The sequence below is a fragment of the Streptomyces sp. QH1-20 genome, from assembly GCF_041283565.1.
GTDB classification, from domain to species: domain Bacteria; phylum Actinomycetota; class Actinomycetes; order Streptomycetales; family Streptomycetaceae; genus Streptomyces; species Streptomyces syringius.
The window spans coordinates 1-25,920 of the sequence record NZ_CP166299.1 but is presented as its reverse complement, the minus strand read 5'-3'; the positions used below and the strand labels follow the sequence as shown (position 1 = coordinate 25,920).

Annotated in this window: 18 protein-coding genes and 1 pseudogene; 9 read left to right on the top strand and 10 right to left on the bottom strand. The window is 72.0% G+C overall.

Annotation, left to right across the window (positions count from 1 at the left end):
• Nucleotides 1-5 precede the first annotated feature (5 nt).
• Nucleotides 6-299: a DUF6228 family protein gene (locus AB8O64_RS00095; protein ID WP_370423750.1), complete on the top strand. Its 294-nt coding sequence runs from the start codon at nt 6-8 to the stop codon at nt 297-299.
• A complete protein-coding gene (locus AB8O64_RS00090; protein ID WP_370417003.1) occupies nt 271-846 on the top strand; it encodes a hypothetical protein in 576 nt (191 codons plus the stop codon). The genes AB8O64_RS00095 and AB8O64_RS00090 overlap by 29 nt, the downstream gene beginning before the upstream one ends.
• A 270-nt stretch (nt 847-1,116) precedes the next feature.
• Here the strand turns inward: AB8O64_RS00090 and AB8O64_RS00085 are convergent, their stop codons facing one another.
• Nucleotides 1,117-1,692, bottom strand: a complete 576-nt coding sequence (locus AB8O64_RS00085; protein ID WP_370417002.1) for a dihydrofolate reductase family protein — start codon at nt 1,690-1,692, stop codon at nt 1,117-1,119.
• A 337-nt stretch (nt 1,693-2,029) separates the two neighbouring features.
• Here AB8O64_RS00085 and AB8O64_RS00080 point away from each other — a divergent pair, with 337 nt between their 5' ends.
• Complete coding sequence (locus tag AB8O64_RS00080) at nt 2,030-2,533, top strand: GNAT family N-acetyltransferase (RefSeq protein WP_370423749.1); 504 nt, start codon at nt 2,030-2,032, stop codon at nt 2,531-2,533.
• A gap of 84 nt (nt 2,534-2,617) precedes the next feature.
• Here the strand turns inward: AB8O64_RS00080 and AB8O64_RS00075 are convergent.
• Nucleotides 2,618-3,045, bottom strand: a pseudogene (locus AB8O64_RS00075) (VOC family protein).
• 397 nt (nt 3,046-3,442) lie between these two features.
• The gene (locus AB8O64_RS00070) at nt 3,443-4,897 is read right to left on the bottom strand and encodes a glyceraldehyde-3-phosphate dehydrogenase (protein ID WP_370417001.1); all 1,455 of its coding nucleotides are present in this window, start codon (nt 4,895-4,897) and stop codon (nt 3,443-3,445) included.
• A 1,077-nt stretch (nt 4,898-5,974) separates the two neighbouring features.
• Between AB8O64_RS00070 and AB8O64_RS00065 the strand changes: the two genes are divergently transcribed.
• Entirely contained in the window at nt 5,975-7,453 is a 1,479-nt protein-coding gene (locus AB8O64_RS00065) for a hypothetical protein (protein ID WP_370417000.1), read from the top strand.
• 423 nt (nt 7,454-7,876) lie between these two features.
• On the opposite strand, the gene AB8O64_RS00060 is transcribed toward AB8O64_RS00065, so the two are convergent.
• Nucleotides 7,877-8,398, bottom strand: a complete 522-nt coding sequence (locus AB8O64_RS00060) for an HAD domain-containing protein (protein ID WP_370416999.1) — start codon at nt 8,396-8,398, stop codon at nt 7,877-7,879.
• Between the two features lie 569 nt (nt 8,399-8,967).
• On the opposite strand from AB8O64_RS00060, the gene AB8O64_RS00055 reads away from it, so the two are divergent.
• Complete coding sequence (locus tag AB8O64_RS00055; protein ID WP_370416998.1) at nt 8,968-10,164, top strand: aromatic acid exporter family protein; 1,197 nt, start codon at nt 8,968-8,970, stop codon at nt 10,162-10,164.
• Nucleotides 10,165-10,273: 109 nt separating this feature from the next.
• Here AB8O64_RS00055 and AB8O64_RS00050 read toward each other — a convergent pair whose 3' ends face one another.
• On the bottom strand, nt 10,274-10,825 hold the full coding sequence (locus AB8O64_RS00050; RefSeq protein WP_370416997.1) for a DUF5709 domain-containing protein: 552 nt from the start codon (nt 10,823-10,825) through the stop codon (nt 10,274-10,276).
• Between the two features lie 467 nt (nt 10,826-11,292).
• A complete protein-coding gene (locus AB8O64_RS00045) occupies nt 11,293-11,418 on the bottom strand; it encodes a hypothetical protein (RefSeq protein ID WP_370416996.1) in 126 nt (41 codons plus the stop codon).
• Between the two features lie 355 nt (nt 11,419-11,773).
• Between AB8O64_RS00045 and AB8O64_RS00040 the strand changes: the two genes are divergently transcribed.
• Nucleotides 11,774-12,658, top strand: coding sequence for an SDR family oxidoreductase (locus AB8O64_RS00040; protein WP_370416995.1), 885 nt, complete (start codon nt 11,774-11,776; stop codon nt 12,656-12,658).
• Between the two features lie 310 nt (nt 12,659-12,968).
• Entirely contained in the window at nt 12,969-13,733 is a 765-nt protein-coding gene (locus tag AB8O64_RS00035; protein ID WP_370416994.1) for an alpha/beta fold hydrolase, read from the top strand.
• A 185-nt stretch (nt 13,734-13,918) separates the two neighbouring features.
• Here AB8O64_RS00035 and AB8O64_RS00030 read toward each other — a convergent pair whose 3' ends face one another.
• From AB8O64_RS00030 to AB8O64_RS00015, 4 genes are all read right to left on the bottom strand, one after another.
• Nucleotides 13,919-14,332, bottom strand: coding sequence for a nuclear transport factor 2 family protein (locus AB8O64_RS00030; protein WP_370416993.1), 414 nt, complete (start codon nt 14,330-14,332; stop codon nt 13,919-13,921).
• A gap of 69 nt (nt 14,333-14,401) precedes the next feature.
• Nucleotides 14,402-15,571: an FAD-dependent monooxygenase gene (locus AB8O64_RS00025; protein WP_370416992.1), complete on the bottom strand. Its 1,170-nt coding sequence runs from the start codon at nt 15,569-15,571 to the stop codon at nt 14,402-14,404.
• 3 nt (nt 15,572-15,574) lie between these two features.
• Nucleotides 15,575-22,882, bottom strand: a complete 7,308-nt coding sequence (locus AB8O64_RS00020) for an amino acid adenylation domain-containing protein (protein WP_370423748.1) — start codon at nt 22,880-22,882, stop codon at nt 15,575-15,577.
• 435 nt (nt 22,883-23,317) lie between these two features.
• Nucleotides 23,318-23,785, bottom strand: a complete 468-nt coding sequence (locus AB8O64_RS00015; RefSeq protein WP_370416991.1) for an aldehyde dehydrogenase family protein — start codon at nt 23,783-23,785, stop codon at nt 23,318-23,320.
• A 673-nt stretch (nt 23,786-24,458) separates the two neighbouring features.
• Here AB8O64_RS00015 and AB8O64_RS00010 point away from each other — a divergent pair.
• Together AB8O64_RS00010 and AB8O64_RS00005 are read left to right on the top strand one after the other, a co-directional pair.
• Complete coding sequence (locus AB8O64_RS00010; protein WP_370416990.1) at nt 24,459-24,776, top strand: phosphopantetheine-binding protein; 318 nt, start codon at nt 24,459-24,461, stop codon at nt 24,774-24,776.
• The coding region (locus AB8O64_RS00005) for a condensation domain-containing protein (RefSeq protein ID WP_370416989.1) at nt 24,773-25,920 on the top strand (1,148 nt) is incomplete at its 3' end. The genes AB8O64_RS00010 and AB8O64_RS00005, both read left to right, overlap by 4 nt.

Genomic DNA, 25,920 nt, shown 5'->3' with positions numbered 1-25,920 from the left:
CTTCACTGATTGAGGGCTTTCGGGGCTGGGAAGCAGCCCGTACCGGGCGCTCCCTGGAAAGGGATCTGGCCCTGTCTGCGGAGCGCCACTGCGGCGGCTACATCCACCTGGCGTGGGGCTCCCCCGACCGAGTAATGGCACTTCAAGACCAGGCCGTGCCTTTTCGAGCAGTCACGCGGACGGGGGAGCCCTGTTTGGCCGCCCCTGACCCGTCAACCCAAGCCGAGAGCGCTTGGCGCTGGCCAGACCAGGGCAGGAGGATGGGCCGTCATGGGAACCGACATACATGGGTTCGTTGAGTGCAGGGCCACCTTCGGAACACTCGACGAAGAGGATGCCGCCTGGCACGCCGCGATCAGCCTGGACCTGCTGTACGGCGGGCGTGACTACGACGCTTTTGGCTGCCTGTTCGGCGTGCGGAACTACGCCGGTTTCCGCCCCATCGCCGAAGGTCGAGGCCTGCCCGGCGATGTATCAGCCCAGACCCGCGATGCCTACGAGACATGGGAGCCGGACTGCCACAGCTCATCCTGGGCCAGCTGGGCCGAGCTGGACCAGGTGGACTGGGACGAATCCGCTGACACAGTAGACGAACGTGTCCACCAGTACACGTTCACTCCCGACCACGGCCGGGTCCTTACCGGGAAGTCATTCCAGGATATTCAAAGCAGACCCGAGCGGGCTGAGTGGACACAGGGCGACGTGCTCTACCGCGTCGTGCGGATGATCCGGCGGGACGCGATAGCGGAAACCAGCGAATGGACGCCGGTGTGGATGGCTATGCAGGCACTTGCTGACGTCCACGGTAGCGAGAACGTCCGGCTCGTCGTGTGGTTCGACAACTGAAAGGTAACTCCGTGGCCAGACAAATTGTTTACAGTCGCCCCACATCCGAGACCAGGAGGCGCGATGCAGCCCACCCCGCCCCGCTGCGAGGACACCGCCCTCATCATCACCATCAAAGAATGACTGTGACCTGTCGGAAGAGTCTGCTCCGCATGCGCGAACACGACGGCGCCACTGAGGCCAGCACCGGGCGGATTGCCCGCGACTGCACGATCTCGATGGCCGCCCGCGAACTTTTCCTGACGTGCCCACCCAGCACATCTGCAACTTCTAAAGCAGAGCCCGGCGCGCCACGCGGTAGCGGAGGTAGACGACTCCTGAGCTGAAGGTGCGGGTTTCGACGAGTTCGAGATCCACTCGGCGCTCGCGCTGGGGAAAGAAAGGGATGCCATCGCCAACCAGGACGGGGTAGACCATGGTCCGGTACTCGTCGATCAGATCCAACGCAGCCGCCTCGGCGGCGAGAGTCGCGCCGCCGATCGCGATGTCGCCCTCCCCGGGCTCGGCTCGCAACCGCTCGATCTCCTCCGCCAAGCCGCCCTCGGCCAGGCGGGCATTGCCCTGCACCGCCGACAGCGTGGTGGAGAACACCACCTTCGGGAGCGGCTTCCAGATCGCGGCCCACTCGAGCATTGAGTCGTCGAGCGATGGATCCTGGTCGGCGGTCTCCCAGTACAGCATCGTCTCGTACAGACGTCGTCCCAACAGATGGACGCCGACCTGTCGAATTTCGTCGATCCAGAAGCGAAAGACGTCCTCGTCGGGCGCCGTCCAGTCGAAGTCGCCGTCCGGTCCGACGATGTAGCCGTCAAGCGAGACGCCCATCGAATAGGTCACGCTGCGCATCAGTAGTCCTCCTCGGTAACGGTTCGACAGTACGACCGCCGACCGCCGTAGGACTCGTCACGGCACGCGGGATCTGCTCAGATTTCCCCACCCCACGCGAAGATCATCATGAGGGAGGGTGCTCTTTCAATGCGCGACCTACGCGTATCCGTGGGAATCATCAACGTCGCTAGCGGTTTGGTTGCGTGCCAGGCCCCCGGGCGCGCGTGGTAGCCCTCGAGGTGGGCCACGGGTCCGATGGGGCCGCCCGGTGCTGCAGTCGAACTGGGCCGGTCTCCCATCCGGCGGAAGCGGATGCTTGTGCGAAGATCGCGGCGTGAGTGATCTACTTTTCCGCATGGCTGCCGGCGCCGACCTTGCCTCCGTCGTACGCCTCCGTGACGACGCCGCACGCTGGATGAACGCCCAGGGCATCACCGGCCAGTGGCAGCCCGGAGAACTGGGCGAGGACCACTTCCTGCGGATCATGGACGACGGGGAAGTCTGGATCGCGGAGGCCGACGGCCGTGCCGTCGGGGCCTGGGAGTTGTGGTGGGAGGACATGGACGCTTGGGGACCCCAGCCCCCGACAGCCGGATACATACATCGGTTGATGGTGGACCATGACACGGTCCCGCCGGGGACGGGACAGCGGCTTCTGCGGGCCGCCGAGCGCCGCGTGGCCGAATCGGGCCGAACCTTGGTCCGCCTCGATTGTCTGGCAGGCAACGCTCGTCTGACCGCCTACTACCTCGACTGCGGGTACCGCGTCGTCGGCCACAAGGAGGGCAAGCCGCAGCCGGGCGGTACGACCAAGTCGTTCACGCTCCTCGAAAAGTCCGTGCGGTACGCCGGTCGCTGAAAGGCGACGGCGTTCACACCGCCCTGCTCGGCATCGCCCGGCTGCACAACCTCGCCCTCACGGGATAATTCCCGCCCCATACGTTCAGTCGATACAGAATTCGTTGCCCTCGATGTCCAGCATCGGGGTGCACGAATCATTACCGTCATACAGCGTTCGCACGTGTACCGCGCCGAGCGGGATCAGTCGTGCGCATCAGCCTCAAGTGCGGCGAGGCGTTCTTTACCCACGAGTCCGGTGCCGACCCGCACATCAAGGTGCACCCGGTTCTTGGCGGCCTTCCCTTCGGGGACGCGTTGAAAGGACAGTCGCGGGCCCACACCTGAAGGATCAATGAAGGCGAACCATGAATCCCGCTGCTCAGGTGGCTGCGAACGCTTGAAATCATCCCAAGTGGCAAGCCCCGCTGGCGGCGGCGGTATGACGTACCCCAACACCTCGCACTAGAAGCGAGCGAGGCGCTCAGGTTCCGCGCAGTCGAAGGCGATTTGGCACGTCCTGATCGCTGACATCGGTGCACCGTACCAAGGGGACTTGGGACTCTGTCGCTCATTTCGCCAGATGGAGCTGCCCGCAACCCCGTCGCGCCCTGGGCCACCTTGGACACCAAATGATCAAACCGGACAGTCCACGAGAACGAAGCGATTCCGTGAGCGGAGCCAACAGGTGGTCCCCAGGACCCAGCCCTGACCAACCGCCCTCATGCGAAAGATCAGTTACGGGACAACCCGTAGGGGTGACGGTGGTGTGATCCCTGCGGCATACCGGGAGGATGCGGTGTTGCCGCTGGGGTGACCTGATGCGTCGTCGCGTCTGATGTGCCGGTGGGGCAGGCATGTTTCGGTGCCTGCCCCACCGGCGCGACCGGGCCCCGTGCGCCCGGGGTGTGCTGCTTTGTCTTAGCCCGGGTTATTGGGTGGGGGTGGGGTAGGTGGGGTGTTCGATTCCGGTGATGTGTTGGATGACGCGGATGACTTGGCAGGAGTAGCCGTATTCGTTGTCGTACCAGAGGTAGAGGATGGCGTTGTCGCCGTCGATTTTGGTGGCGCCGGCGTCGATGATGGAGGCGTGGCGTGAGCCGATGAAGTCGCTGGAGACGGCGTCGGGGGCGGTGGTGAAGTCGATTTGGCGTTTGAGGGGGGAGGTGAGGGAGATGTTGCGGAGGTGGTCGAGGACTTCTTCGCGGGTGGTTTCGCGGCCGAGTCGGAGGCTGAGGATGGCGATGGAGACGTCGGGGACGGGGACGCGGATGGAGCTGCCGGTGATGGGGGCTTTGAGGTCGGGGAGGGCTTTGGCGACGGCGGAGGCGGCGCCGGTTTCGGTGATGACCATGTTGAGTGGTGCGGAGCGGCCGCGGCGGTCGGCGCTGTGGTAGTTGTCGAGGAGGTTTTGGTCGTTGGTGAAGGAGTGGACGGTTTCGACGTGTCCGCGCAGGACGCCGTATTCGTCGGCCATGGCTTTGAGGGGCGGGACGATGGCGTTGGTGGTGCAGGAGGCGCAGGAGAGGATCTGCTCGTCGGGTTTGACGGTGTGGTGGTTGACGCCGTGGACGATGTTGGGGATGTCGCCCTTGCCGGGTGCGGTCAGGACGACTTTGTCGATGCCGGGGCGCAGGTGTTGGGAGAGGCCTTGGCGGTCGCGCCATTTGCCGGTGTTGTCGATGAGGACGGCGTTGTTGATGCCGTATGTCGTGTAGTCGATCTCGGAGGGGTCGCCGGCGTGGATGACGGTGATCTCGTTGCCGTTGGCGATGATTTTGTTGTGGGTCTCGTCGACGGTGATGGTGCCCTGGAACTGGCCGTGGATGGAGTCGCGGCGCAGGAGTGAGGCGCGTTTGACGAGGTCGTCGGCGGCGCGGCCGTTGCCGGGGCGGACGACGATGGCGCGCAGGCGCAGGCCGTTGCCGGAGCCGGCTTTCTCGATGAGGAGGCGGGCGACGAGGCGGCCGATGCGGCCGAAGCCGTAGAGGACGACGTCGCGGGGCTCGGGGCGTTCGGTTTTCGCGGTGCCGGTGGCGCCGGCGACGGCGCGGGCGGTGAAGTCCTGGACGGAGAGGCCTTCGTCGTTGCTCTTGTAGGTGGCGGCGAGCATGCCGATGTCGATCTGGGAGGGGCCGAGATCGAGTGTGGTCAGTGCCTGGAGGAAGGGCAGGGTCTCGGTGACCGAGAGTTCTCCGCCGGCTATCTGGCGGGCGAACCGGTGGGTTTTGAGGATGCTGATGACCGATTTGTTCACCAGGGAGCGGCTGTGGAGCAGGACGGTGACGTCCTGTTCCCGGTGCAGCTTCCCGATGATCGGGATCATCGATTCCGCGATCTCCTCGCGGTTCTTCCAGTTAGTGAACGCGTCGTCATTGACAGTCACAGGTCCATCTTTCGAGCTAGGCGGCGCTCATATGCTAACCCGCCGGTGTGGTGGTCCTTCAGGCGGAGCCCCCGGGCAGGGGGGCCGTGACCAGGCCCGCAGCCCCGCTCGACGGGCACCGCCCCGCCCGCCCGGTGGCACCGGCGCCGTTTTGTGCCCGGCGGCGGCCGGCGGTGGGCCGGTGGCCGCCCGGTGGCGGGCCGGTGGTGGGTAGGCATGCCTGAGCCCGTCTTCCCGCACGGGAACGTGGCCGCGAACGGGAGTGTGAACGGGGGCGTGGCCCCGAGAGCGAACGCGAGTGCGGCCTTGAACGGGCACGGAACGTGAACGTGAACCCGCAATGCGGGGCTGCCCGGCGGTGTGGTCCTGATCAACGGAGTCTTTTGTGTTGTGCCGGGGTCGTGCCGGGTTTCTGCGGGTCTTTTCTGCGTTGCCGGTGTTCATGGTGAGGGTCACGCTCGCGGGGGGCGGGTGGGGGTGCCGATGCCGGGCGGCGCGGAGGCGGCAGCCCCTCACACTCTCCGGGCCGGGTGCCGCCGGGGGAGAAGGGGTACCGGGCCTTCGGGTGGTCGCCCCCCGGGGGTGAGCCAAACCGGTCCCCGCCTCTTCCGCCGCCGCTCAGCCGCCCCGCCCCCTGGGCGTCCCGGCCTCCCGGGGTGCGCCTGCCCGGTCCACGCCTCCTTCGCTGCCCGGAGCGCCCTTCGCCGCCGGGCCGGGTGGCCGCCCCCCCCCGGGGGGCACGCCTGCCCGGTCCCTGCTTCCACCGCCTACGCTCGCCGGCCTCGGCTCCCGGCCGGGAGGCTGCTGGGGCGTGTCCGCCCGGTCCCCGCCTCCGCTCTACAGTCCCTGCCCCGGGGTCGGGTGGCTGCTGGGGTTTGCTTCGGAGCCGGGCCGGGGTGGATGCCCGGTGTGTTCGCGTACGGAAGCCGCCGGATGGTGCCCAAGTGTGCCCGGGTTCACGGGACTTGCCGGTGGCCGGGGGCTGTGGTGGTGGTGTGCCGGGGGCGGGGATACTCCCCCCCCCCGGGGGGGCAGGGTGCTGTCCGGGGTGTGTTGGGCTCGTGGTGGGGGGTCGGGATGACGGACACGGACGTGATCAAGGGCGGCGGTGTGAGTGTCGCTGCCGCGTTGCGGGCGCCGCTGCGGGGGCTGTCGCGGGTGTGGGGGCGGGGTGCGGAGGGGGTGGCGATCCCTTGCCAGGAGCACGTCGCGGGAGGCGTGTTCGTAGTCGTTTTCCTGTCGGTGGTGGAGATCGCGGTGGTCGATGTCCTGCTGTCGGCGCCCTGGGCGCGGGTGGCAGCCCTGCTCACGGGGCTGGTGGTGGCGTATGTGACGGCGGGGTTCGCTGTGGCGCTGGCCGCCTGTCCGCACCGGCTGGCGGCCGGGACACTGACCGTCTCCTACGGTGCCGCTTTCCGCGCGGAGGTCCCGCTGGGCCTGGTGGGGGAGGTGGCCGAGCGGCGGGTGATGACCGGCCAGAGCCGTACCGCGGAGCTCAGTGACGGGGTGCTGTCGGTGCCGGTGATGTCGGCCACCAACGTGGTCCTCCGGCTGCGCCGCCCGGCCCTCCTCGAGGCGGGCCGGGCGAGTGGGACCGTACGGGAGATCCGTATCCACGCCGCCGACCCCGGCGCGGCGGTACGGGCCGTGCGCGGCGCCCTGGCGGCCGGCCCCGAACCGCCCCCGGCCCCCACCGCGGGGGAAAAGCCGTCCGGCGGGCGGGGGGCCCGCCGGGTGCGGTGGCTGCGCCGGGGCCGGTGGGCGGGGCTGTCGGTGCTGCTGGCCGAGATCGTGCTGGTGGCCGCCGGTGCGCTGGACTGGCGGATCGCGGCCGGGGTCCTGGCCGTCACCGAGGGCACGCTGGCCGTCCTGGGCCTGGTCTTCGGCGCCGCCCTCGTCCGCGGGTACCGGCAGCTGCGCGGGGACGGTTCCGGGCGCCGGGCCGCTCTGGGCGGTGCGTTCTTCTCCCTCGTGCCCCCGCCGGTCGCCCAGGCCGTGCGCCAGGAGCTGTCGGTATGGGGCATCCTCGCGCGGGCCGTGACCTTCCGAACGGAGCCAGGGCCCGGGGAGCTACCGCTGGGCCGGTCGCCCGGGCCCGGCCGGGCCCCGGCCGCCGGGGCGGTGGTCCTGGCCGCGGGTGCGGCGGGGCTGCCGGCCTGGCTCGGCACGGCCCCCCTCGTCCTGGCCGGGGCCCTGGTGCTGCTGTACGCGGCGGCGGCGGCCGCGGCCTGGGCGGTGGCCGGGCGGGTGCGCCCGCACGGTGTGCGCGCCGGGTGTGTTGTGCTGCGCTGGGGGCTGCACCACACGGTGGAGATCCCGCTCGCGGCGGTGGAGCGGTCCGGGGTCGCGGACTGGGCGGGGCAGCGCTCGTCCGAATCCCGCTTCGTCCTGCCCGGCAGGGCCGCCGGTGCCCTCGTCCTCCACCTCGGCTCCCCGGTGGAAGTCCCCGCCCGGATGGGGGCGTTACGGCCCGTCACGGCCATCACGGTTCCCCTGCACGACGCCGCCGCGGCCCGCACCACCCTCCTGGACCACCCCGCAGGAGATCCCCGGTGAACCCGGTCAACTCGGTGAAGGCCCGCGAAGCCCGGGTGAAGGCCCGGGGGCCTCGCGGGCCGTTCCGGCACCCGTAAGCACCCCCCGCCCGCACGCCCCCCGCACGCGGGCCGAGCCGGTGCCCGTCACCGTCACCGTCGGGCGAAGCGGACTGACTCCACCGCCTGGGCCCCGATCGCGGCGACCGGCCCCACCATGCCCACCAGGGCTGACGGGATCACCGGGCCCACCAGGCCCACCGACAGCGGGCGGGATCACCCGGGTGACGCGGTGACCGTCTCACCTTCCCCGGCACGGCCATCGAGACCGGTACCGGCTCCTACCCCCCGCCGCACCCGGGCGCGAACCGAGAGCCCGCCGAGCCCTCTCCGTGCATGCCGCGGGGTCTTTCCCGCGGTCTCTTCACCGTCTCCGGCCGGGTGTTCAGAGCTGCTGTCGCAGCCACGCGTCGAGAGCCGTGTAGTCGCTGTCGGTCAGGCCGTGGCGGGGATCGAGACGATGGAGCAGGGCGTGTCCTTGGTGGTGGGCGGCGACCCAGGCCCGGTCGGTGTCGGTGACCTCGTCGTCGACCCAGACGAACGGGCGTCCCGCAGCCCGTTCGACCAGTGTGCGGGTCTTCCAGTGCAGTCCGTTCCGCTCGTCCTGGTCATCGATGCCGGAGGGCCCCGGCCAGATCACCACGTCCAGTTGCGGCAGACCGATGCGGGGGGCGATGCACTCGTTCGCGTCAGCCATCCATGTCGTCGCCCAGACCACCTCGCACGGCAGTGCCGCCAGCCGCGGCCCGTGCCCGGGATCGATCCTGTTCAGGAGCGGATTCGTACCGGCACCCAGCGGTTGGGGACCCGTCGCATAGGTCGGATACGGCCGGGATGCCGCGCCGAAGGGGATGAGTGGCCCGTCGACATCGAGAAACAACAAGGAACACCGCGCAGAGCCAGTCACGGGAGCCACGATAGCGACAGATCCCGCCGGACCGCCTCGATGCCCGCGCCCCTGCACCCCCCCGTCGCCCCGTCCGCTGCTCTTCCCCGGGAACATCCGCGGGCCCGGGATCCGCAACTGCTGCTCACGGCGTCGAGGTGCAGCCAGGGGCATGCCGAGTGTGTCCAGGTGCGTGATGCGGTCCTCGCCCCTGGTGTTGCGGGCGCGGAAGCGCCCCACAATGATCCATGCGGGGCGCGTGCCCCGGGTGGCGGACCGGGAAACGGCAACGGCCGCCCCCCGGCCGGCCCATCCACCCCGGGGGGCACCACGGTGCTCCGCCCCCCGGCTGGCCCATCCACCCCGGGGGGCATCACGGTGCTCCGCCCCCGGGCACCGCGACCGGCCCGTTGCGGGGTGCGGGTTGCGGGTGCCGCGTTTTGGCGGCGCGCCGGGCGGGGCCGGCCGCTGTCCCTCGTCACCCCCTGTCACCCGTTGTTATGCCTCGTCATGTGCGTCGTTCCTTGTCGCTGGCAGCCCGGTGGTCCGGGGAGGGGCATGGAAGTCCGCCGGTGTGGCAGGGGATCGTCATGAGGCACGCTGCGGGAGGGAAGGTATGTGCGGAGGCGGCCGGGGTCGCACGGTCGGTGCGGCGGGCCTGGCAGGGGCCGGGCCGGGAGCGGGACCTGGTGGTCCTGGCGCTCAAAGCGACACTCGCGGCGGTCCTGGCGTGGTCGGTGGCCGCCTGGCTGTTGCGTAACACCCTTGCCCTGATGGCGCCGTGGGTGGCGCTGGTGCTGGTGCGGACCACGGTCTACCGGTCGGTGGCCTGGGCCGTCCAGCAGACGCTGGCCATCGCGCTGGGGACCGTCGTGGCGACGGCCGGTGCGATGGCCTTGGGCCGGCCGGTCGCGGCGATGCTCCTCGTCCTGCCGGTGATGCTGCTGATCGGCAACTGGCAGCACTTCGGCGAGCAGGGCATCGCCGGGGCGACGTCCGCTCTGTTCACTCTGGCGGGCGGTGAGTGGTCGGCGGGCATCGCGGCCGACCGGGTCCTGGCGGCGTTCCTGGGCGCGGGGGTGGGCGTGGTGGTCAACGCCCTGGTCCTGCCGCCGGTGTACCTGCGCAGCGTCCACGAAGCCGCGGGCGGTGTGGTGCGCGAGTGCTGCGCGATCCTCGAGGCGGTCGCGGACGGGCTGAAGGGACCGTGGCGGTACGAGCAGGCGGTGCGGTGGCAGGAACGGGCCCGCCGGCTGCCCGGGCTGCTGCGTGGCCTGCGCTCGGCGGTGGAGTGGGCCGAGGAGAGCACCCGCCTGAACCCCGAGCGCCGTCGCCGCGCCCGGCCGAACGGGCCCGTGCCCCTGGGGGAGGAGACCCTGCGCACCCTGGAGGACGTGGCAGACCACCTGCAGGGCCTGACACGGGTCCTGGCCGAGGCGGCGGCGGACTCCTCGGCGGCGCGTTGCGTGCGGCACACCGACGTCACCCGCCCGTACGCGGACTTCCTGCACGGGGTGGGCCAGGCCCTCACCGCCTACGGCCGCACGGTGACCGGTGAGGACACCCAGGACGCCCGCCGGGAGCTGGAGCGGACGCTGCGGCAGGTGGAGGCCGCCCACGAGGACTTGCGGGCCCGCCTGGCCGAACGGCCGGTCCTGGGGCCGGCCGCGATGGAGCTGTCCGGTTCCCTGCTGGCCGAGGCCCGCCGGCTGACCCGCCGCCTGCGCCCCGGGCAGACACGGGGCGGGACGGATGCCTCCGCGGGGAGCGGACCGCCGGCCCGCTGAGCGCCCCCACGCGCCTCCCGGCAGCGGTCGCGGTGACGCACCCGGGGGAGCGCGGGGCACCGGGGGAGGGCGGGCCGGGGGGCGCGCAGGGCCACCCACCCACCGGGCCTCAGGTCCCCCTCGTCCCGCCGGCGTCGTCCCCCTCCTGCTCCCCTCCCTGCCTTCCGCCCTGCTTCCCCTGTTCTCCCTCCTGCTCTGTCGGCCGTTCCCCGGGGCCGGGGGTGATGTGCAGGGCGGCCTCCTCCGCGGACGCGGCCCCGCCGTCGGTGCCGACGTCCCTGGCGACCATGTCGTTCGCGTGGCGCGGGAGCCCGTCGTCGGCTGCCACGAGCCGCCCGGCCCGGGCGTCGCCGGCCTCCTCCTCCAAAGCCTCGCCGTCGGTGTCCACCTGGTCGCCGATGCCGTCGCCCTCGGGTGGTGCGATGTCGGGCTCCTCCTCGGCCAGGCGCTGCTCCAGGCTCTCGCCCTCCCGCTGTTCCCGCGCTGTCGTGCCGTGATGCTCCGCGGCCAGGGGTTTCTCCGGCGGCGAGTAGCCCTCGTCGAGGGTCTCGTCGAGCCCGTCCCCCTCCAGCGCGTTCTCCAGGTCGAGACCGTCGGGGCGGTCCCGGGTGCCCGAGCGGTCCGGCTGGTAGACCTCGTCACCCATCGCGTCGTCGGACATCAGGTGCTCTCCTTCATCCATCGGCCGGACAGCCGGGTGCCTGTCCATCGTGGAGCGGCCCGTGACGTCCAGCCGCCCCGGCGGTGCGTACAGGTGAGCCCCGCCGTCCCCGGCCCCCGCCCGGTGACCCGCCCCGTGGGTCCGAGGACCCCTCACGGCTGTACTCCCTGTGCTCTGGGGGATGACCACCCGTCTTCAGGGGCCCGAACAGCCGGCCGCCTCGGTTTTCGCTCTCCTGCCCGCGCCCGCGTGCACGGCTTCCCGGGGGCGGAACCGTGTTCCTGCGGAGTCCCCGCGGACGAGCCGCCGGTGGTGCCGGGTGCAGTGGCCTCATCCCGGTGAGCCGGGCAGACGGGGTGCGACCAGGCCCGGGGCACGCCTGACCGGGGCGGTGCGGCGGGGCGTAGCCGTCTCTTCGCCATCCTGTGCGCCCGGCCGGCCCCCGCTCGCCCCCACCACCCCACCCCTCACCCCAGGCGGGCGAACTCGCCCGAGGCGAGGCCGTCACCACCGCCGCCGACGCCACAGCCGGCCAGATCCAGCGCACCACGGGCTCGCACCAGGCACGCCGCCTGCCGGTCATCGATGCCCACCGCCTGGCGGGTGTGGTCGCCCTGGCCGAGCCGTCCGGGCCCTGCCCGACCGTCAGGCCGGCGACCTGCTCCAAGCCCTGTCCACCGACTGACCCCCAAGGCGGCGTCCCGAAACAGCGGAAAGAAGGGGGACTGTACCCCTGGCGGCTGTGCTCGGGCCGCAGCAGGCGGTCCGCACACACAGCCCCGCCGGCACCGCAGCCCAACCGCCCAACCGCCCAACCGTCCGGCAGCCCGGCAGCCCGGCATGGGAAAAAGGCTCTGCGAAAAACTCCTGGACCGTCCGGATGGCGTGCGGCACCCGGACCGTCTGTACGGCCCGGCCCGGGGTATGCGGCTGAGGGAGGTGATCGTTGTGACGCAGGAGAACCGGGACAACCCGGCAGAGCGCTACCCGCGGCCTGAGTTCCCCGACCAGGAACAGACACCGCCCGGGCACACCGGCCGGATGGATCCCCGCCCGGACCACGGTGAGGACACCTACCGGGGCAGCGGCCGGCTGGAGGGCCGCCGGGCCGTCATCACCGGTGGCGACTCGGGTATCGGACGGGCGGTGGCGCTGGCGTTCGCCCGGGAAGGCGCGGATGTGCTGTTCACGCATCTGCCCGAGGAGAAGGAGGACGCCCACGAGACCTGCGCCCTCGTCGAGGCCGCAGGGCGCCGGGCGACGGCCCTGTCCTGCGACCTGCGTGAAGAGGAAGAGTGCCGCCGGGTGGTGGACCACGCGGTACGGGAGTTCGGGCGCATCGATGTGCTGGTGAACAACGCGGCCTACCAGATGGCCCAGCCCGACGGCCTCGAGGCGATCAGCACAGAACAGTTCGACCGGGTGCTGCGCACCAATCTCTATGCGATGTTCTGGCTCTGCAAAGCGTCCCTGCCGCACATTCCCGCAGGCGGGAGCATCATCAACACGACCTCTGTGCAGGCCTACAAACCCAGTCCTCACCTCTTGGACTACGCCATGACGAAGGGGGCGATCGTCACCTTCACCCAGGGGCTGGCCGGCCAGCTTGCCGAACGGGGCATCCGCGTCAACGCCGTGGCTCCCGGCCCGGTATGGACTCCCCTTATCCCCGCCACTCTCCCGGACACGGCTGGCTTCGGGAAACAGAGTCCCCTGGGGCGCGCGGCCCAGCCGGCCGAGATGGCACCCGCCTACGTCTTCCTCGCCTCGCAAGAAGCGAGTTACATCACCGCCGAAATCGTCAACGCCACCGGTGGTATCCCCCTTCCCTGACCCGGTATCCGCCCGAACCGCACCCAGCCGAGGAGTGTGCCCCCGGGCGGGTGGCAGCTCTCGCGGACCGCACCCCCGGGGCCCCTCCGCCCCGGGCTGAGCGCAGCACTCGGCAGGGTGTGGTGGCGGGGTATGCGGACGACAGCCTCACCAGTCTGCGGAAAGTCCTCCGGGCGGGCGGCACGCGGGACGGAGATGACTCCGGGCGCGCTGAACCGACCAGCCCGCGGGGGCGCCCGGTCCGGGCGGGGGCTGCGGCGGGTGCTGGTCGGCCCGGGAGGTGTCAGTGCCGTCTCCTACGATCCGCACCATGCGTGGATTCTTCATGGTGGGTGGCCGGAGACTGTCGTATCTGGACTTCGGGGGTCCCGGCAGGCCGCTGCTGGCCCTGCACGGGCATTACAACGAAGCGTCGGCGTTTGCTCCGTTGGCTGCGGCGCTGGCTCCGCGGTGGAGAGTGATCGCGCTCGATCAGCGCGGGCATGGGGAGTCCGACCGTGCTCACCGTTACGAGCGGGCGGAGTACGTAGCCGATGTGGCGGCCTTTCACCGGCATCTGGGGGCCGGCCCGGTGCCGGTGCTGGGCCATTCGCTGGGCGGGGTGAACGCCTACCAGTTCGCGGCCCGGCACGCGGACAAGGTCAGCGCGCTGATCGTCGAGGACATCGGTGCGGTCGTGGACTGCGACTGGTCGTTCACCACACGTCTTCCCGGCGTCGCGCCGTCCCAAGAGGCCCTGGCCGCGGCTCTGGGGGAGGCGGCGCCCTATCTGGAGTGTTCCTTCCGTCAGACAGACCAGGGCTGGGGCTTCTCCTTCGGCATCGCTGACACCGTGGCGTCTCAGAAGGCACTCAACGGGGATCACTGGGATGACTGGATGTCGGTGACCTGCCCCACGCTGCTGGTCCATGGAACCCACAGCGACGAGCTGACGGCCCATCACGCCCAGGACATGGTCACCCGCCGGGCCGGCCGTATCCGTCGCGTCGAGCTGCCCGCCGGTCACGTCGTGCACCACGACGTCCCGGACCGCTTCGCCGAAGCCGTCGCCGCCTTCCTCTCCAGGCCGTGCTGACGTCGGACTTCAGACCAGGCGGCGGATGCCGCCCGGGCCGCCGCGCCGGACCGTTCCCGCCGCGCCGGACCGTTCCACCCGGGTCACGGCACCGGCCGGCGGAGCCGGGACGCCTCACCATGGACGCCCCGGCCGACAAGGCCCGAGGAGGGGGAACACGCCAGGACCCGCCCCCCGGGGCCCGCCTACCCGCCCTGTCCGAACAGGGTCGCGGCGAAGTACTGCGTGTCGAAGTACTCCCGCATGCTCACGATCCTTCCGTCACGGACCGTGAACTGCGCGCTGATATCGATCGCGTACGGGGTGCCGTGCACGGTCCGCGAGCGGGTGACGCACTCGACCGACACCTGGTCGCCCTCGGCGAGGACGTGCGAGACCTCCACCGAGTAGGAGGCCTCCGGGTCGAACAGCGCCCCCATGGGGGTGAAGAACTTCTCGGCGATCTCGTCCAGGCCGCGGAAGGTCCCGGCCAGCGGGTGGCTGCCGGGTATGCGGTAGACGGCGTCAGCCGCGATGAGCTCGGGGATCGCCTGCACGTCACGGGTGCGCAGGGCCTGGAGGTAACGGGTGACGACGGTGCGTGCGTCGGGCTGGGTCATGCCTGCTCCCTGGTCGTATCCGGATGTCTCGGCCGCACGGCCTGCAACGGCCCGTACGGGCTGCGGGGCTCAACTGCCCAGCAGCTGCGGGGTCAGGGCCCGCTGGAAGGGGGCGAAGAGCACGGACTGCGGAGCGCGGCGCAGGTACGCGTCGCGGACGGCACACAGCACCGGGTTCTCCACCTGCTCGAAGCCGGCGAACTTACGGGAGGTCTCGACCATGAACCGGGTGCGTTCCCGGCGCGTGTTCTCATACGCCCGCAGCGCCGCGACGGGGTCGCTGTGCGAGGCCAGGCACTGGGCCAGCACCACGGCGTCCTCGATGGCGGTGCTCCCGCCCTGGCCCAGGCTCGGCAGCATCGGGTGCGCCGCGTCGCCCAGCAGGGTCACCGGGCCGTCGCCCCACTGCTCCAGGAAGGGCCGGTCCAGCGCCGGCACGGCGACGATGTCCTCGACGGGCGTGGTGCGCACGGCGTGGCGGACCTCGTCGGCCCAGCCGGCGTAGGCGCGGACGATCTGGTCCTTGTCGCCGTTCCAGGCGCGGGCGGCGTGGGCGGGCATGTTGATGGTGCCCCACCAGTAGGCGCGGCCGTGGCCCACGTCGTGGATGCCGAACCGCTTGCCGACCCCCCAGTAGTGGCCGTTGAACCCCTTGGTCATGCGCGGGTGTTCGTAGGGCGTCACGGCCAGCCAGCACAGGAAGCCGCCGTAGCGCGGCCGCCCGTCGCCCGTGCGCTGGCGCCGCACGACGGAGTTGATGCCGTCCGCGCCGATGAGGATGTCACCGGTGGCTTCGCTGCCGTCCTCGAAGCGCACCCGCACCCCCTCGGGCGTCTTCTCGTAGCCGGTGGCCGCGGCGCCCGTGCGGACCGGCACCTCGCCCATGCCCTCCAGCAGGGCCGCGTGGAGGTCGCCCCGGTACATGGCCACGCTCGGTGCGCCGAGCCGGTCGCCCTCGGACTCGATCGGCAGCGACCGCAGGGTCCGCCCCTGGCCGGTCATGATCTCGGTGTGCGCGATGGTCTGCCCGCGCGCCTCCAGGCCGAGGTCGATGCCCAGCACGCGCAGGGCGGCGACGGCGTTGCTCACGACGGATATGCCGAATCCGGCGGGCCGCAGCTCGCTCGCGCGCTCAAAGACCTCCACCTCGACGCCCACGCGCCGCAGGGCGACGGCGGTCGCGAGCCCGCCGATGCCGGCTCCGACGACGATCGCCCGGGTACGGGTGTGCAGGGACATGGTTCAGTGTCCTTTCGGGGTGGAACGGGTGGGGCGGGTGAGGGACGGCGGTGCGGTGACCGTGCCGGTCAGGTCCGCGATGGCCTGGGCCACGTCCGCCACGTGCGGCTCTTCCATGATCGTAAGGTGGTCGCCGGGGACGGGCACGACGTGCACCGTGCCGGTGGTCACCTCGCGCCATCCGTTGGCCGGGTCGGTGTAGCGGGTGCCGGCGGCGCCGTGCATCGACCGCAGGACCTCCGGCAGCGGCTCGCTCGCCCGCAGCAGGACGATGTCCTGCTCGGCCGGTTCCGGCCGGTGGTCCACGGTCGCACGCCAGTTGGCGGCGTAGACCGTGAAGAGCCTGCGGACCAGGGCGTCGGCGCCGTCGGCGGGCAGGACGCCCTCACGGACGGCCAGGCCGGCGATGAAGGAGAACTTCTCGTCCAGCGTGGTGAGCTCCTCGGGGACGACGGCCAGGGGTGAGGAGCCCCCGCGGCGCAGCCAGAGCAGTTCCCAGAAGAACCAGCCCAGCAGCGCCTCGTCGGTGTAGGCGCCGCGCCGCGCGTCGGGGCCGACCGCGACCGTGTCCAGCAGGATGACCCGCGCCGTCTCCTCGCCGGCCGCCCGCAGCTGCCGGGCCATCTCGAAGGCGACGAAGCCGCCGAAGGACCAGCCGCCGATCAGGTACGGGCCCGTCGGCTGGACGCGGCGCATGGCCGCGATGTACGAGGCGGCGATCTCGGGCAGGGTCCGCAGCGGTTCGGTGCCGGGCTCGGCGCCGGCCGCCTGGAAGGCGTACAGCGGCTGGTCGTCGGGCAGGTGCCGGCCCAGCGGCAGGTAGCACAGGACGTTGCCGCCCATGGGGTGGGTCAGGAACAGCGGCCGCCGGCTGCCGCTCGTGCGGATCGGCACCAGCGGGTCGAAGGCCGCGGCCGCGTGGCCGGCGCGCAGCAGGTCGGCGAGCGCGGCCACCGTCGGTGCGGCGATGAACCGGGAGAGCCCGATCGCGACGTCGTAGCGCTGCTCGATGAGGACGACGAGCCGCATCACGGTGATCGAGGTGGCGCCGCGGGCGAAGATGTCGTCGTGGATCCCGACGGGGCCGCCTCCCAGCAGGTCGGCGAGCATCTCCACCAGCGCCCGCTCGTAGGCGTCCCTGGGCGGGGTGCCGCCGCGGGAGCCGGCCTGGGACAGCGCCACGGTGCGCAGCGCTGTGTCGTCCCGTTTGCCGGAGGGTGTCAGCGGCAGTGCGGGCAGCCACTCCCAGTGGGTGGGGACCATGAAGTCCGGCAGCACGGTGCGCAGTTCGGTGCGCAGCAGGCGGGTGTCGGTGCGGTCGGCGTCGCCGACGAGGAAGGCGACCAGGGTGGTCTGTCCGCCGGTGTCCTTGCGTGCCACCACCGCGGCCTCCCGCACGTGCGCCCCCTTCTGGCGTGCGGCCAGCTCCGTCAGGGCGAGTTCGGCCTCGGCGGGCTCCACCCGGTAGCCGCGGACCTTCACCTGGGTGTCCGCGCGGCCGGCGTAGTGCAGGGTGCCGTCGGGCAGGACCAGGGCGAGGTCGCCGGTCCGGTAGAGCCGGTGCTCCCCCCGGTGGCCGGCCGGCCGCACGAACCGCTCGGCGGTCAGTGCCGGATCGCCGAGGTAGCCGTCGGCGAGCACCGCACCGCCCAGGTACAGCTCGCCCTTGACACCGGCCGGCACGGGGCGGCCCCGCTGGTCCAGGACGTGCACCTCGGCGCCCTCGACGGGGGTGCCGATCGGGGCGAGCAGCGGGAAGGAGGCCGGGGGACCGGTCATGGTGTGGCGGGTGACGACGTGCGACTCGGTCGGCCCGTACTGGTTCTCCAGGACCGCCTCCGGCAGCGCGGCCAGGAGCGCGCGGATCTCGTCGGTCACCCGCAGCTGCTCGCCGGAGGAGATGATGATCCGCAGCCGCCGCGGGACGATGCCGAGCGCGGCGGACGCCTCGGCCAGCTGTTGCAGCGCGACGTAGGGCAGGAAGACGCGTTCGACCTCTTCCCGGTCGAGCAGCCGCAGCAGTGCGGCCATGTCGCGCCGTTCGTCCTCGGTGACCAGGCGCAGGGTGCCGCCGCAGCAGAGCGTGGAGTAGATCTCCTGGAAGGAGACGTCGAAGCTCAGCGGCGCGTACTGGGCCGTCGTGCGGCCGGGCGCCGCCGAGGCGCCGCGGATCTGCCAGCCGATGAGGGCGGCCAGTGAGCGGTGCGGCATCGCCACGCCCTTGGGCCGGCCGGTGGAGCCGGAGGTGAACAGGACGTAGGCGCCGCCGGCCGGGTCGATCGCCGGCAGCACCTCCTGCGCGGTCCGGGCGTCCGGCGCGTCCAGCAGCGACTCGGCGTCCAGCAGCAGGCCCGGGTCCGGCACGAGGGCCGCGTCCGCCGCCCGGGCGATGATCCGGACGGGACGGGCCTGGTCGACCATGGCGGCGAGCCGCGCCGCCGGATAGGCGGGGTCCAGCGGCACGCACACGGCACCGGCCTTGGCGATGCCGAGGACGGCGGCGATCGTCTCCCGCGAGCGGCCCGTGGCGAGGCCGATGCGGTCCCCGGGGCGGGTGCCGAGCGCGAGCAACCGCCGGGCCACCCGCTCCGCCCTCTCGCGCAGATCACGGTAGGTCCATGCACCCTCGCCCTCACTGTCGCCGGGGCCGGCGGAGACGGCGATGGCGCCGGGCGTGCGGTCGGCCTGCCGGTCGAAGAGACTCACCACATCCTGCGTGGCCGCCGGGCCCGACGAGGGCCGCGGCGCGGCCGCGAGGAAGGCGAAGTCCACCCCCTCCTCGGGCCGGGTGACGATCCGGCGCAGCACCGCGGTGAAGGTCCGGGCGAACAGCCCGGCCTGGGAAGCCGTGATGCCCTGGCCGCCGCCGTCGACCCGCAGCCCCATACGCCCGTCGACCGGGTCGGTGAAGGCGTTGACGAGCAGCTGGAAGTCGGTCTCCTCCCGCGTCGTGAAGGACTCCAGCCGCAGACCGGGCAGGCGCAGCACCTGCGCCAGGACGTGGAAGTGCACGTAGTTGAACGCCGTGTGCAGCACCGGGCCGCCGTGGTCCTCCTGGATGGCGCTCAGCGGGTACCGCCGGTGGGCATGGGCCTCGCGCTCCTGCCGGAACAGCTCCCTCACCACCTCCAGCCAGCTGCCCGGCGCCTGGGCGCGGGCATCACCCACCCGGACGGGAAGGGTGTTGAGGAACAGGCCGGCCATCCGCTCGGCGTCCTCACGCTCGGGACGTCCGTGGGTGATGAGCCCGGTGGTGAACTCCTCGAGCCCGGAGAACAGGCGCAGGGTCAGGCAGTGCGCGGCCAGCAGGACCGACTTCACCGGCAGGGCGTGCTGCCGCGCCAGGGCCCGGACCTCCTGTGCGAGATCGTCGGGGAAGACGGCCTGGTGCACCACATGGCCGCCCCCGCGCGGCGCTTCGGCCGGGGCGAAGCCGTCCAGGCGCAGCACCTCGGCACCCTCCAGCGTGCGCCGCCAGTGCTCCCGCGCCGCGGGGTCGGCCTGCGCCGCCCGCTCCTCGCGCACGTGATGGGCGGGGCCCGGCGGCGGCGCGTCCGCCACCGGGCCGATGGCCGCCCCCAACATGTGCTGGTAGTCCTGGAGGAGCTCGCGCAGCAGGTTGGCGACACTGCCGCCGTCGAGCAGGGCGTGGTGGAAGCTGAACACCAGCTCCACCGCCCCCTCGCACACATGCGCACGGAAGAGATACAGAGGAGCCCGCGCGAAGTCGTAGCGGGTAAAGCGCCGTTCCTCCACATGCGCCCCGATCGCCGCCTCGACGGCCTCCGGCGTGCTGCCCCGCAGATCGACGACCTCGAGGCCGCCCGGTGCGCTCGCGTGCACGATCTGCAGCGGCTCGGAGAACCCACCGAGATCGAAGGAGGAACGCAGAGCCGCATGGCGGGCGGTGAGCCGGTCGAAAGCACGCCGGAACCGCTCCTCGTCCCACACCATCGCCAGCCGGTAGCGGAAGACGTCGTGGTAGACGGCGGAGTGCTCCTCGCGGCGGCTGTGGTAGACGAGCCCGATCTGCAGCCGGCTCATGGGGAACGCGTCCACGGCGCCCTCCAGCCGCCCCCGGTCCACGTCAGGGACCAGCGCGAACGGCGCCAGCGCACTGTCCTCCACCGCCGGCCCGGACGTCTGCGCCACGTGCGCGGCGAGCCCGGCCACGGTCGGGTGGCGCATGAGGTCGTCCAGAGTGAAGCGCAGCCCCCGCCGCTCCGCCAGCGCCCGGACGCGCAGCATCAGCAGCGAATCACCCCCCAGGGCGTAATAGTTGTCGTGCGCCCCCACCCGCTCCACACCCAGCACCTCGGCCCAGACGGCGGCGAGCGCCTTCTCCCCGGCCGTGCACGGCGCCGCACCCGGAGCCTGCGCCTCCACGGCGCCCGGCGCCGGCAGCAGACGCCGCTCCAGCTTCCCGTTCGGCGACAGCGGCAGCCGCTCCAGCCGCACGAACCGGACCGGGATCATGAACTCCGGCAGATGACCCGCCAGTTGCCCGCGCATCCGGACCTCGTCCAGGTCCCGCCCGTCCTCGGCGACGTAGTAACCGACCAGGTACGTGCCGCGCCCCTCGGAGACATGGTCGGCCACCGCGGCCTCGCGCACCCCCGGCACACGGGCCAGCGCGTCCTGGACCTCACCCAGCTCCACCCGGTTGCCACGGACCTTCACCTGACCGTCGATGCGCCCGAGGTACTCCAAAGTGCCGTCGGCCAGCCAGCGGGCCAGATCACCCGTGCGGTACAGCCGGCCGCCCAGCACCCAGGGATCGGCGACGAACTTCTCCCGCGTCAGCTCGGCCCGGTTCAGATAACCGCGGGCCACCTGGACACCGGCGATGCACAGCTCACCCGGCACGCCCACCGGCGCCGGCGCCCCGTCCGGCCCCAAGACGTACAGCTCCGTGTTGTCGATCGGCCGCCCGATGGGCACCCGCCCGGCCGCCGCCCCCGGCTCGCACTCGTACACCGAGACATCGACCGCCGCCTCCGTCGGCCCGTACAGATTGACCAGCCGCGGCGCCCGGCCGCCGGCCGGCGCGAAGACCCGGTGGAACTGCTCGACGCGCCCCGGCGGCAACGCCTCACCGCTGCAGAACACATAACGCAGCGACCCGACCTCCGCCAGCCGCTGTGGCGCCTGCTCCAGCAGATCCAGGAACGGCCCCAGCATGGACGGCACGAAATGCAGCACACTGACACCGCGCTCCGCGACGGTGCGCAGCATCAGCTCCGGGTCCTTCTCCCCGCCGGGCGGCAGCAGGGCGACAGCGGCACCCTCGATCGCCCACCAGAACAGCTCCCACACCGACACATCGAAGGACACGGGCGTCTTCTGCAGCAGCACATCACCGGCGCCGATCGGGTAGGCGCGCTGCATCCAGGCCAGCCGGTTGACCACCGACCGGTGCTCGACCATCACCCCCTTGGGCTGCCCGGTCGAGCCCGACGTGTAGATCACATAGGCCAGGTCCCGCGCCGAGGCAGCAGCCCCCGCCGGGCCATCCGCACCGGGCGCACCGTCCGGTCCGTTCAGCAGCTCCTCCACCGGGCACAGGAGCACCCCCTCCGGCAGGGGCACCGCCGGCACCGGGGCGTCCGTCACCACAGCCTTCGCACCACTGTCCGCCAGCACGAAGCCGGTCCGCCGCGCCGGATGACCGGGGTCCACCGGCACATACGCGCCCCCCGCCCGCAGGATGCCCAGGATCGCCGGCAGCAGGTGCGCCCCGCGCGCCATCAGCACGGCCACCCGGTCACCCGGCCCCACACCGCGGGCACGCAGCGCCGCGGCGATCCGGCGGGAGCCGGCCTCCAGTTCCGCATAGCTCACCGCACCCTGCCCGCCCGGCAGGAACACCGCCGGCCGCCCGGGCACCAGGGCCGCCCGCGCCTCGAACAGCGCAGGCAGCGTGGCATCCTCGGCGAACGCCACGCGCGGCCCCCGGGCAAAACGCCGCAGCCGCTCCCGCTCCGCCCCGCCCGCCAGGGGCAGCTCGGCCGCCGGCCGCTCCGGCTTGTCCAGGCCGTGCCTGATCAGCGACATCAGGTGCTCGACGAGCGAGGTGACGGGCAGGTCCTCATCGAAGACGTCCGTGGCGTAGTTGAGGGCGACGCTCAGCTCGGACGTGCCCCGCGTGCCGACCACGTAGACCGCCAGCGCCTCCTGGTCGTGCGGCGGCGCGAAGTGCATCGGCCCGCTGCGCCCGACGCCCTCCGCCAGCGCCTTGACCGGCTTGAGCGACATGAAGGACAGCGTGACGTCGTAGAGCCTGCGCTCCGATCCGCCGGCCGCCGGCAGCTCGCGCAGCAGCTCCCCGTAGGGCAGCCGCTGGTGTTCCTGGAGCAGGGCCAGGGAGTTCTGCACCTGCGCCGCCACGGCCGCCAGCGGCCGCCCACCGGGGACCTCGACGCGCAGCGGCAGGGTGTTGGCGTACTGCGCCACCGTGGAGAGCTCCGCGCGCGTACGGCGGTTGAGCAGCGGCGTGCCGAGCACGGCCTGGGAGGTGCGGTGGACGCGCGCCAGCCAGGTGCCCAGCGCGGCCGCGAGGAACGCGAACGGCGAGCCGCCGCCGTCCTTGATGCGCTCCACCACCTCGCCGGGCACGGTGAAGGTGTGCCGGCCGAAGGCGGGCACCGCCTGCGGCTCGTGCCGCCGGGCGAAGAAACTCGGCTCCGTCCGCGCCAGTTCACCGCGGTGGAAGGCCCGGTCCGCCTCGCACTGCGGCGAGGCGAAGTAGTCACCCCGCCCGGCGACGGCCTCCAGCGCCGACGGCGCCACCTCCCGGCCCTTCGCGGCCCCTGCGCGGACCCGGCGCGCGTACTCCTCCGTCGCCTCGGTGTGCACGAGGTCCATGGCCCGCCCGTCGGCGACCAGATGGTGCGTCTGGATCAGCAGGTGGACGGCCGCATCGCTCTCCCGCAGCAGCGCGACCTTGAACAGCGGCCCGCCGCCCAGGTCGAACGGCGTCCGCAGGACCCTCTCGCGCCAGTCCAGGCACGCGGCCCGGGGATCCGGCGCGGACGACAGGTCGACGACCTCGACGGGCGGTGTGCCGTCCGCCACCAGGGCGTCGGCGAGCCACTGGCGCGGAACGCCGTCCCTCTCGCCGAAGCGCAGCCGGAAGGCGTCGTGCCGCTCCAGGGTCAGGGTCAGGCAGTCGCGGAGCAGGAAGACGTCCACGGCACCCGTGAACTCCTCGACGATGGTGGCATTGAACTGCGGACTCTTCGGTGCGCGCGTGGCGGCCAGCCAGATGTCACGCTGATACGGCGACAGCGGAACGCTTTGCTGCGTGGGCAGCCGAGAACTCCCGGTGTTGATGAGCTTTTCCCTTTCCCGGAAACCGTGCTGTGGGCAGCCGGACACACGCCCTCGACGGGGCGTGGCGGCGGAGGGCGGGGCCGGGCGCTGTCACTCAGCGCGTCGAACAGACCGGTAACGGTCCGCAGTGATCCAGCCGATGTGCCCATGGACGCGAGATCGACGGCCGGAACGGCCCCAACTGCGGCGGTGGCACCAAGCCACATCGCCTGACCTCAGCGTTGTCTCACAATGTCCTTCACAGGGCTCCCCCTTGATCCCAGCCGGACGGACTGATCTGGCTATCGTGTGCGTGGCGTGATCTATTCGAAAACCAGGGAATAAGCCACTCCGCTGGCCGGAAACTTCCGTGACGAACACGACCCCCGGCCGCGCAGACACTCCCTCGCCCCACAGACACCCGCACTGCTACCGTCAACGCCCCCACAACGCACCTGGCCTGTCACAACGCCGGCCCTCCGGTACGCCGACGGCCGCCCTCGAAGCCCGAAGCCCCCGCGGCCGGCCCCCGGATGCTTCAGCGCTCCCGGCCCCTCGCCCCGAGTCCCGGATACGCGCCGCTACGCAAAGGGGCCGGCCGGCGGCGTCGCCCGAGATCACGTTCAGCACGCGGGGCGGGCGCCTCGCGGAACAGCTCGCCCGTCCGCAGCACCCCAACGGGGAGTCGGGGGAAAGCTTGAGCACCACGGTGTTGACCGCGAGCAGCGCCGGAGCGACCTTGCAGACGCTCAGGAGGACGGGGAAACCGGACGGGGCGATGGCAGCCACCACGCCGTGCGGCACACGCCGGACGGCGACCCGCGAGACCCGCCCGTCCGTGAACGACTCGTCGGCGACGGTCAGTTCGGCGGCATGGCCGAACCAGTCCGCAGCCAGCCGCACCTCGGCCAGGGCGCGGCCTCCCGCAGCGGCTTCCCTTCTTCCGCGGTGAGCAGCCGGGCCACTTCACCGGCGTGGGACCTGCAGGACGTCCCGGCAGGCCAGCAGGTGCGCGCACCGGCCCTCGCGCGGCGACGCGGACCAGGCGGTGAACGCCGTGGCGCCGGACTCCACAGCCGCGTCGCGGAGCCCGGGGGTGCGGCAGGGGGCATGGGCGAAGTCGCGGGCCGTCGCCGGGCCTCGACGGGCAGGAGGGCGGGGAGGGCTGGCGCGGAGCGCCCCAAGGGGAGGGCGCCGGCCGGCTGTCCGGCGACAGTCATGGTCACAGCTGTCCGCGCGTTCTCCCTCGCCCTCTCTTCCAGAGGTCGTCCGGTGGGAGTCCGTGCGGGGACCGAGGCCGGGCAGGCCGGCCCGGGCGGCACAGTGAAAAAAAGGGGGGCGCCGGCAGTCCGCGGAGAGAGCAGAGCGGCGGCTTCCCGCTGACGTGTCATACAGGACATCGGCGCGCCGCAGGAGCGGAGTTCGGACGTCCGTCATGAATTGACGCGAGCGTCTCCCGGCAGTTCCGGAGTGCCTCCGGAGATGGTTGCGACCCCGTTCCGGATGTGGTCTCATCGAGGAATCTCGGTAACTCGTTCATGAGCACGGTCACTCGCACAAAACCCTTGGGGGATCTGTGTCGGAAAAATTGACTTACCGGAATTCCGAATCCTCGACTCACGCCGTTGCGGAGCGCGTCCAAAAAATCTGGGCCGAAGTCCTGGAAGTGACACCCGAGTCCATCGACATCCACCACGGCGACTTCTTCGAACTCGGCGGATACTCCCTGCTCGCACTCCAGGCCATCGGCCGTCTGCTGGCCGAGTACGGCGTCGGCGAGATCGAGTCCGTGGAACTGGAAGGCACCCTGCTGGACCGGCTGTTCGACAACCCGACGGCCATCGGCCAGGCCGAATGCCTGATCGCCGCCGGCTACGGCACGGACGACGCATGACCGCTCGCCCCGGCCGCGCCGCGCCGACGTCACCGCGTCCGCCGGCCGCCGACCGCCCCGCGCGGCCGACGGCGGGCAGCACCTACCCCCTCACCTACGGCCAGCAGGGCATGTGGTTCCTCGAACGCATGACGCGCCCCGTGCAGTACCTGGACCCGGGCACCTTCCGGCTCACCGGCGAGCTGTCCGAACCCGCCCTCCGCCACAGCCTCGTGGACGTGGTACGCCGCCACGACGCCCTGCGCACCGCCTTCCCAACGGCCGGCGGGCGCCCCGTGCAACGGGTCACCGCCGAGCCGGACCTCCCCTACCGCCTCCACGACCTCACCCGCCTCCGCCCGCGCGAACGCGAGGCCGCCGCGGCAGCGCTCCTCGAAGCCGATCTCCACGACCCGTTCGACCTGGCGCAAGGACCCCCCATCAGGGTCGCCCTCGTCCGGCTCGCCCCGGACGAGCACCTGATCCGGCTCACCCTGCACCACCTGGTCTCCGACGCCTGGAGCGGATGGGAAGTGATCTTCCGCGAGTGGGCCGGGCTCTACCGCGCCCGCCTCCGCGGGGCCGAACCCGCGCTTCCCCCGCCCGCGGCCCAGTACGGCGACTTCGTGGCCTGGCAGACCCAGTGGTGCGACGGACCCGTCTACGCCCGGCAACGGGACTACTGGCAGCGGACGCTGGCCGGAGCACCCCCGCTCCCGGACCTGCCGCTCGCCGCGCCCGGCGACGCGCCCCCCGAGGGCGGACGGAACCCGTCCGCCACCGAGCGGCTGACCCTGCCCGGCCCCCTCGCCGCGAGCCTCCGCGAAGTCGGCCGCCGCGAGCGGGTGTCGCTGTTCATGCTGCTGCTGGCCGCGTTCGACGCCCTGCTGTACCACCACACCGGCGCCACCGACCTGGTGGTGGGGACCCGCGCGGCCCTGCGCACCCGCCCCGGCTTCGAGCAGGCGGTCGGGTTCTTCGTCAACGTCCTGCCGATCCGCGCCCGCGTCGACCCCGCCGCGCCCTTCACACACCTGCTGCACGAGGTGCGCCGCTCCTCGCTGGGCGCCTACACCCACCGCGAGATGCCCTTCGAAAAACTCCTGACGGAGCTCGGGCTACGGTGGCGCCCCGGCTCCTTTCCGCTGGCCAACGTCCTGTTCAC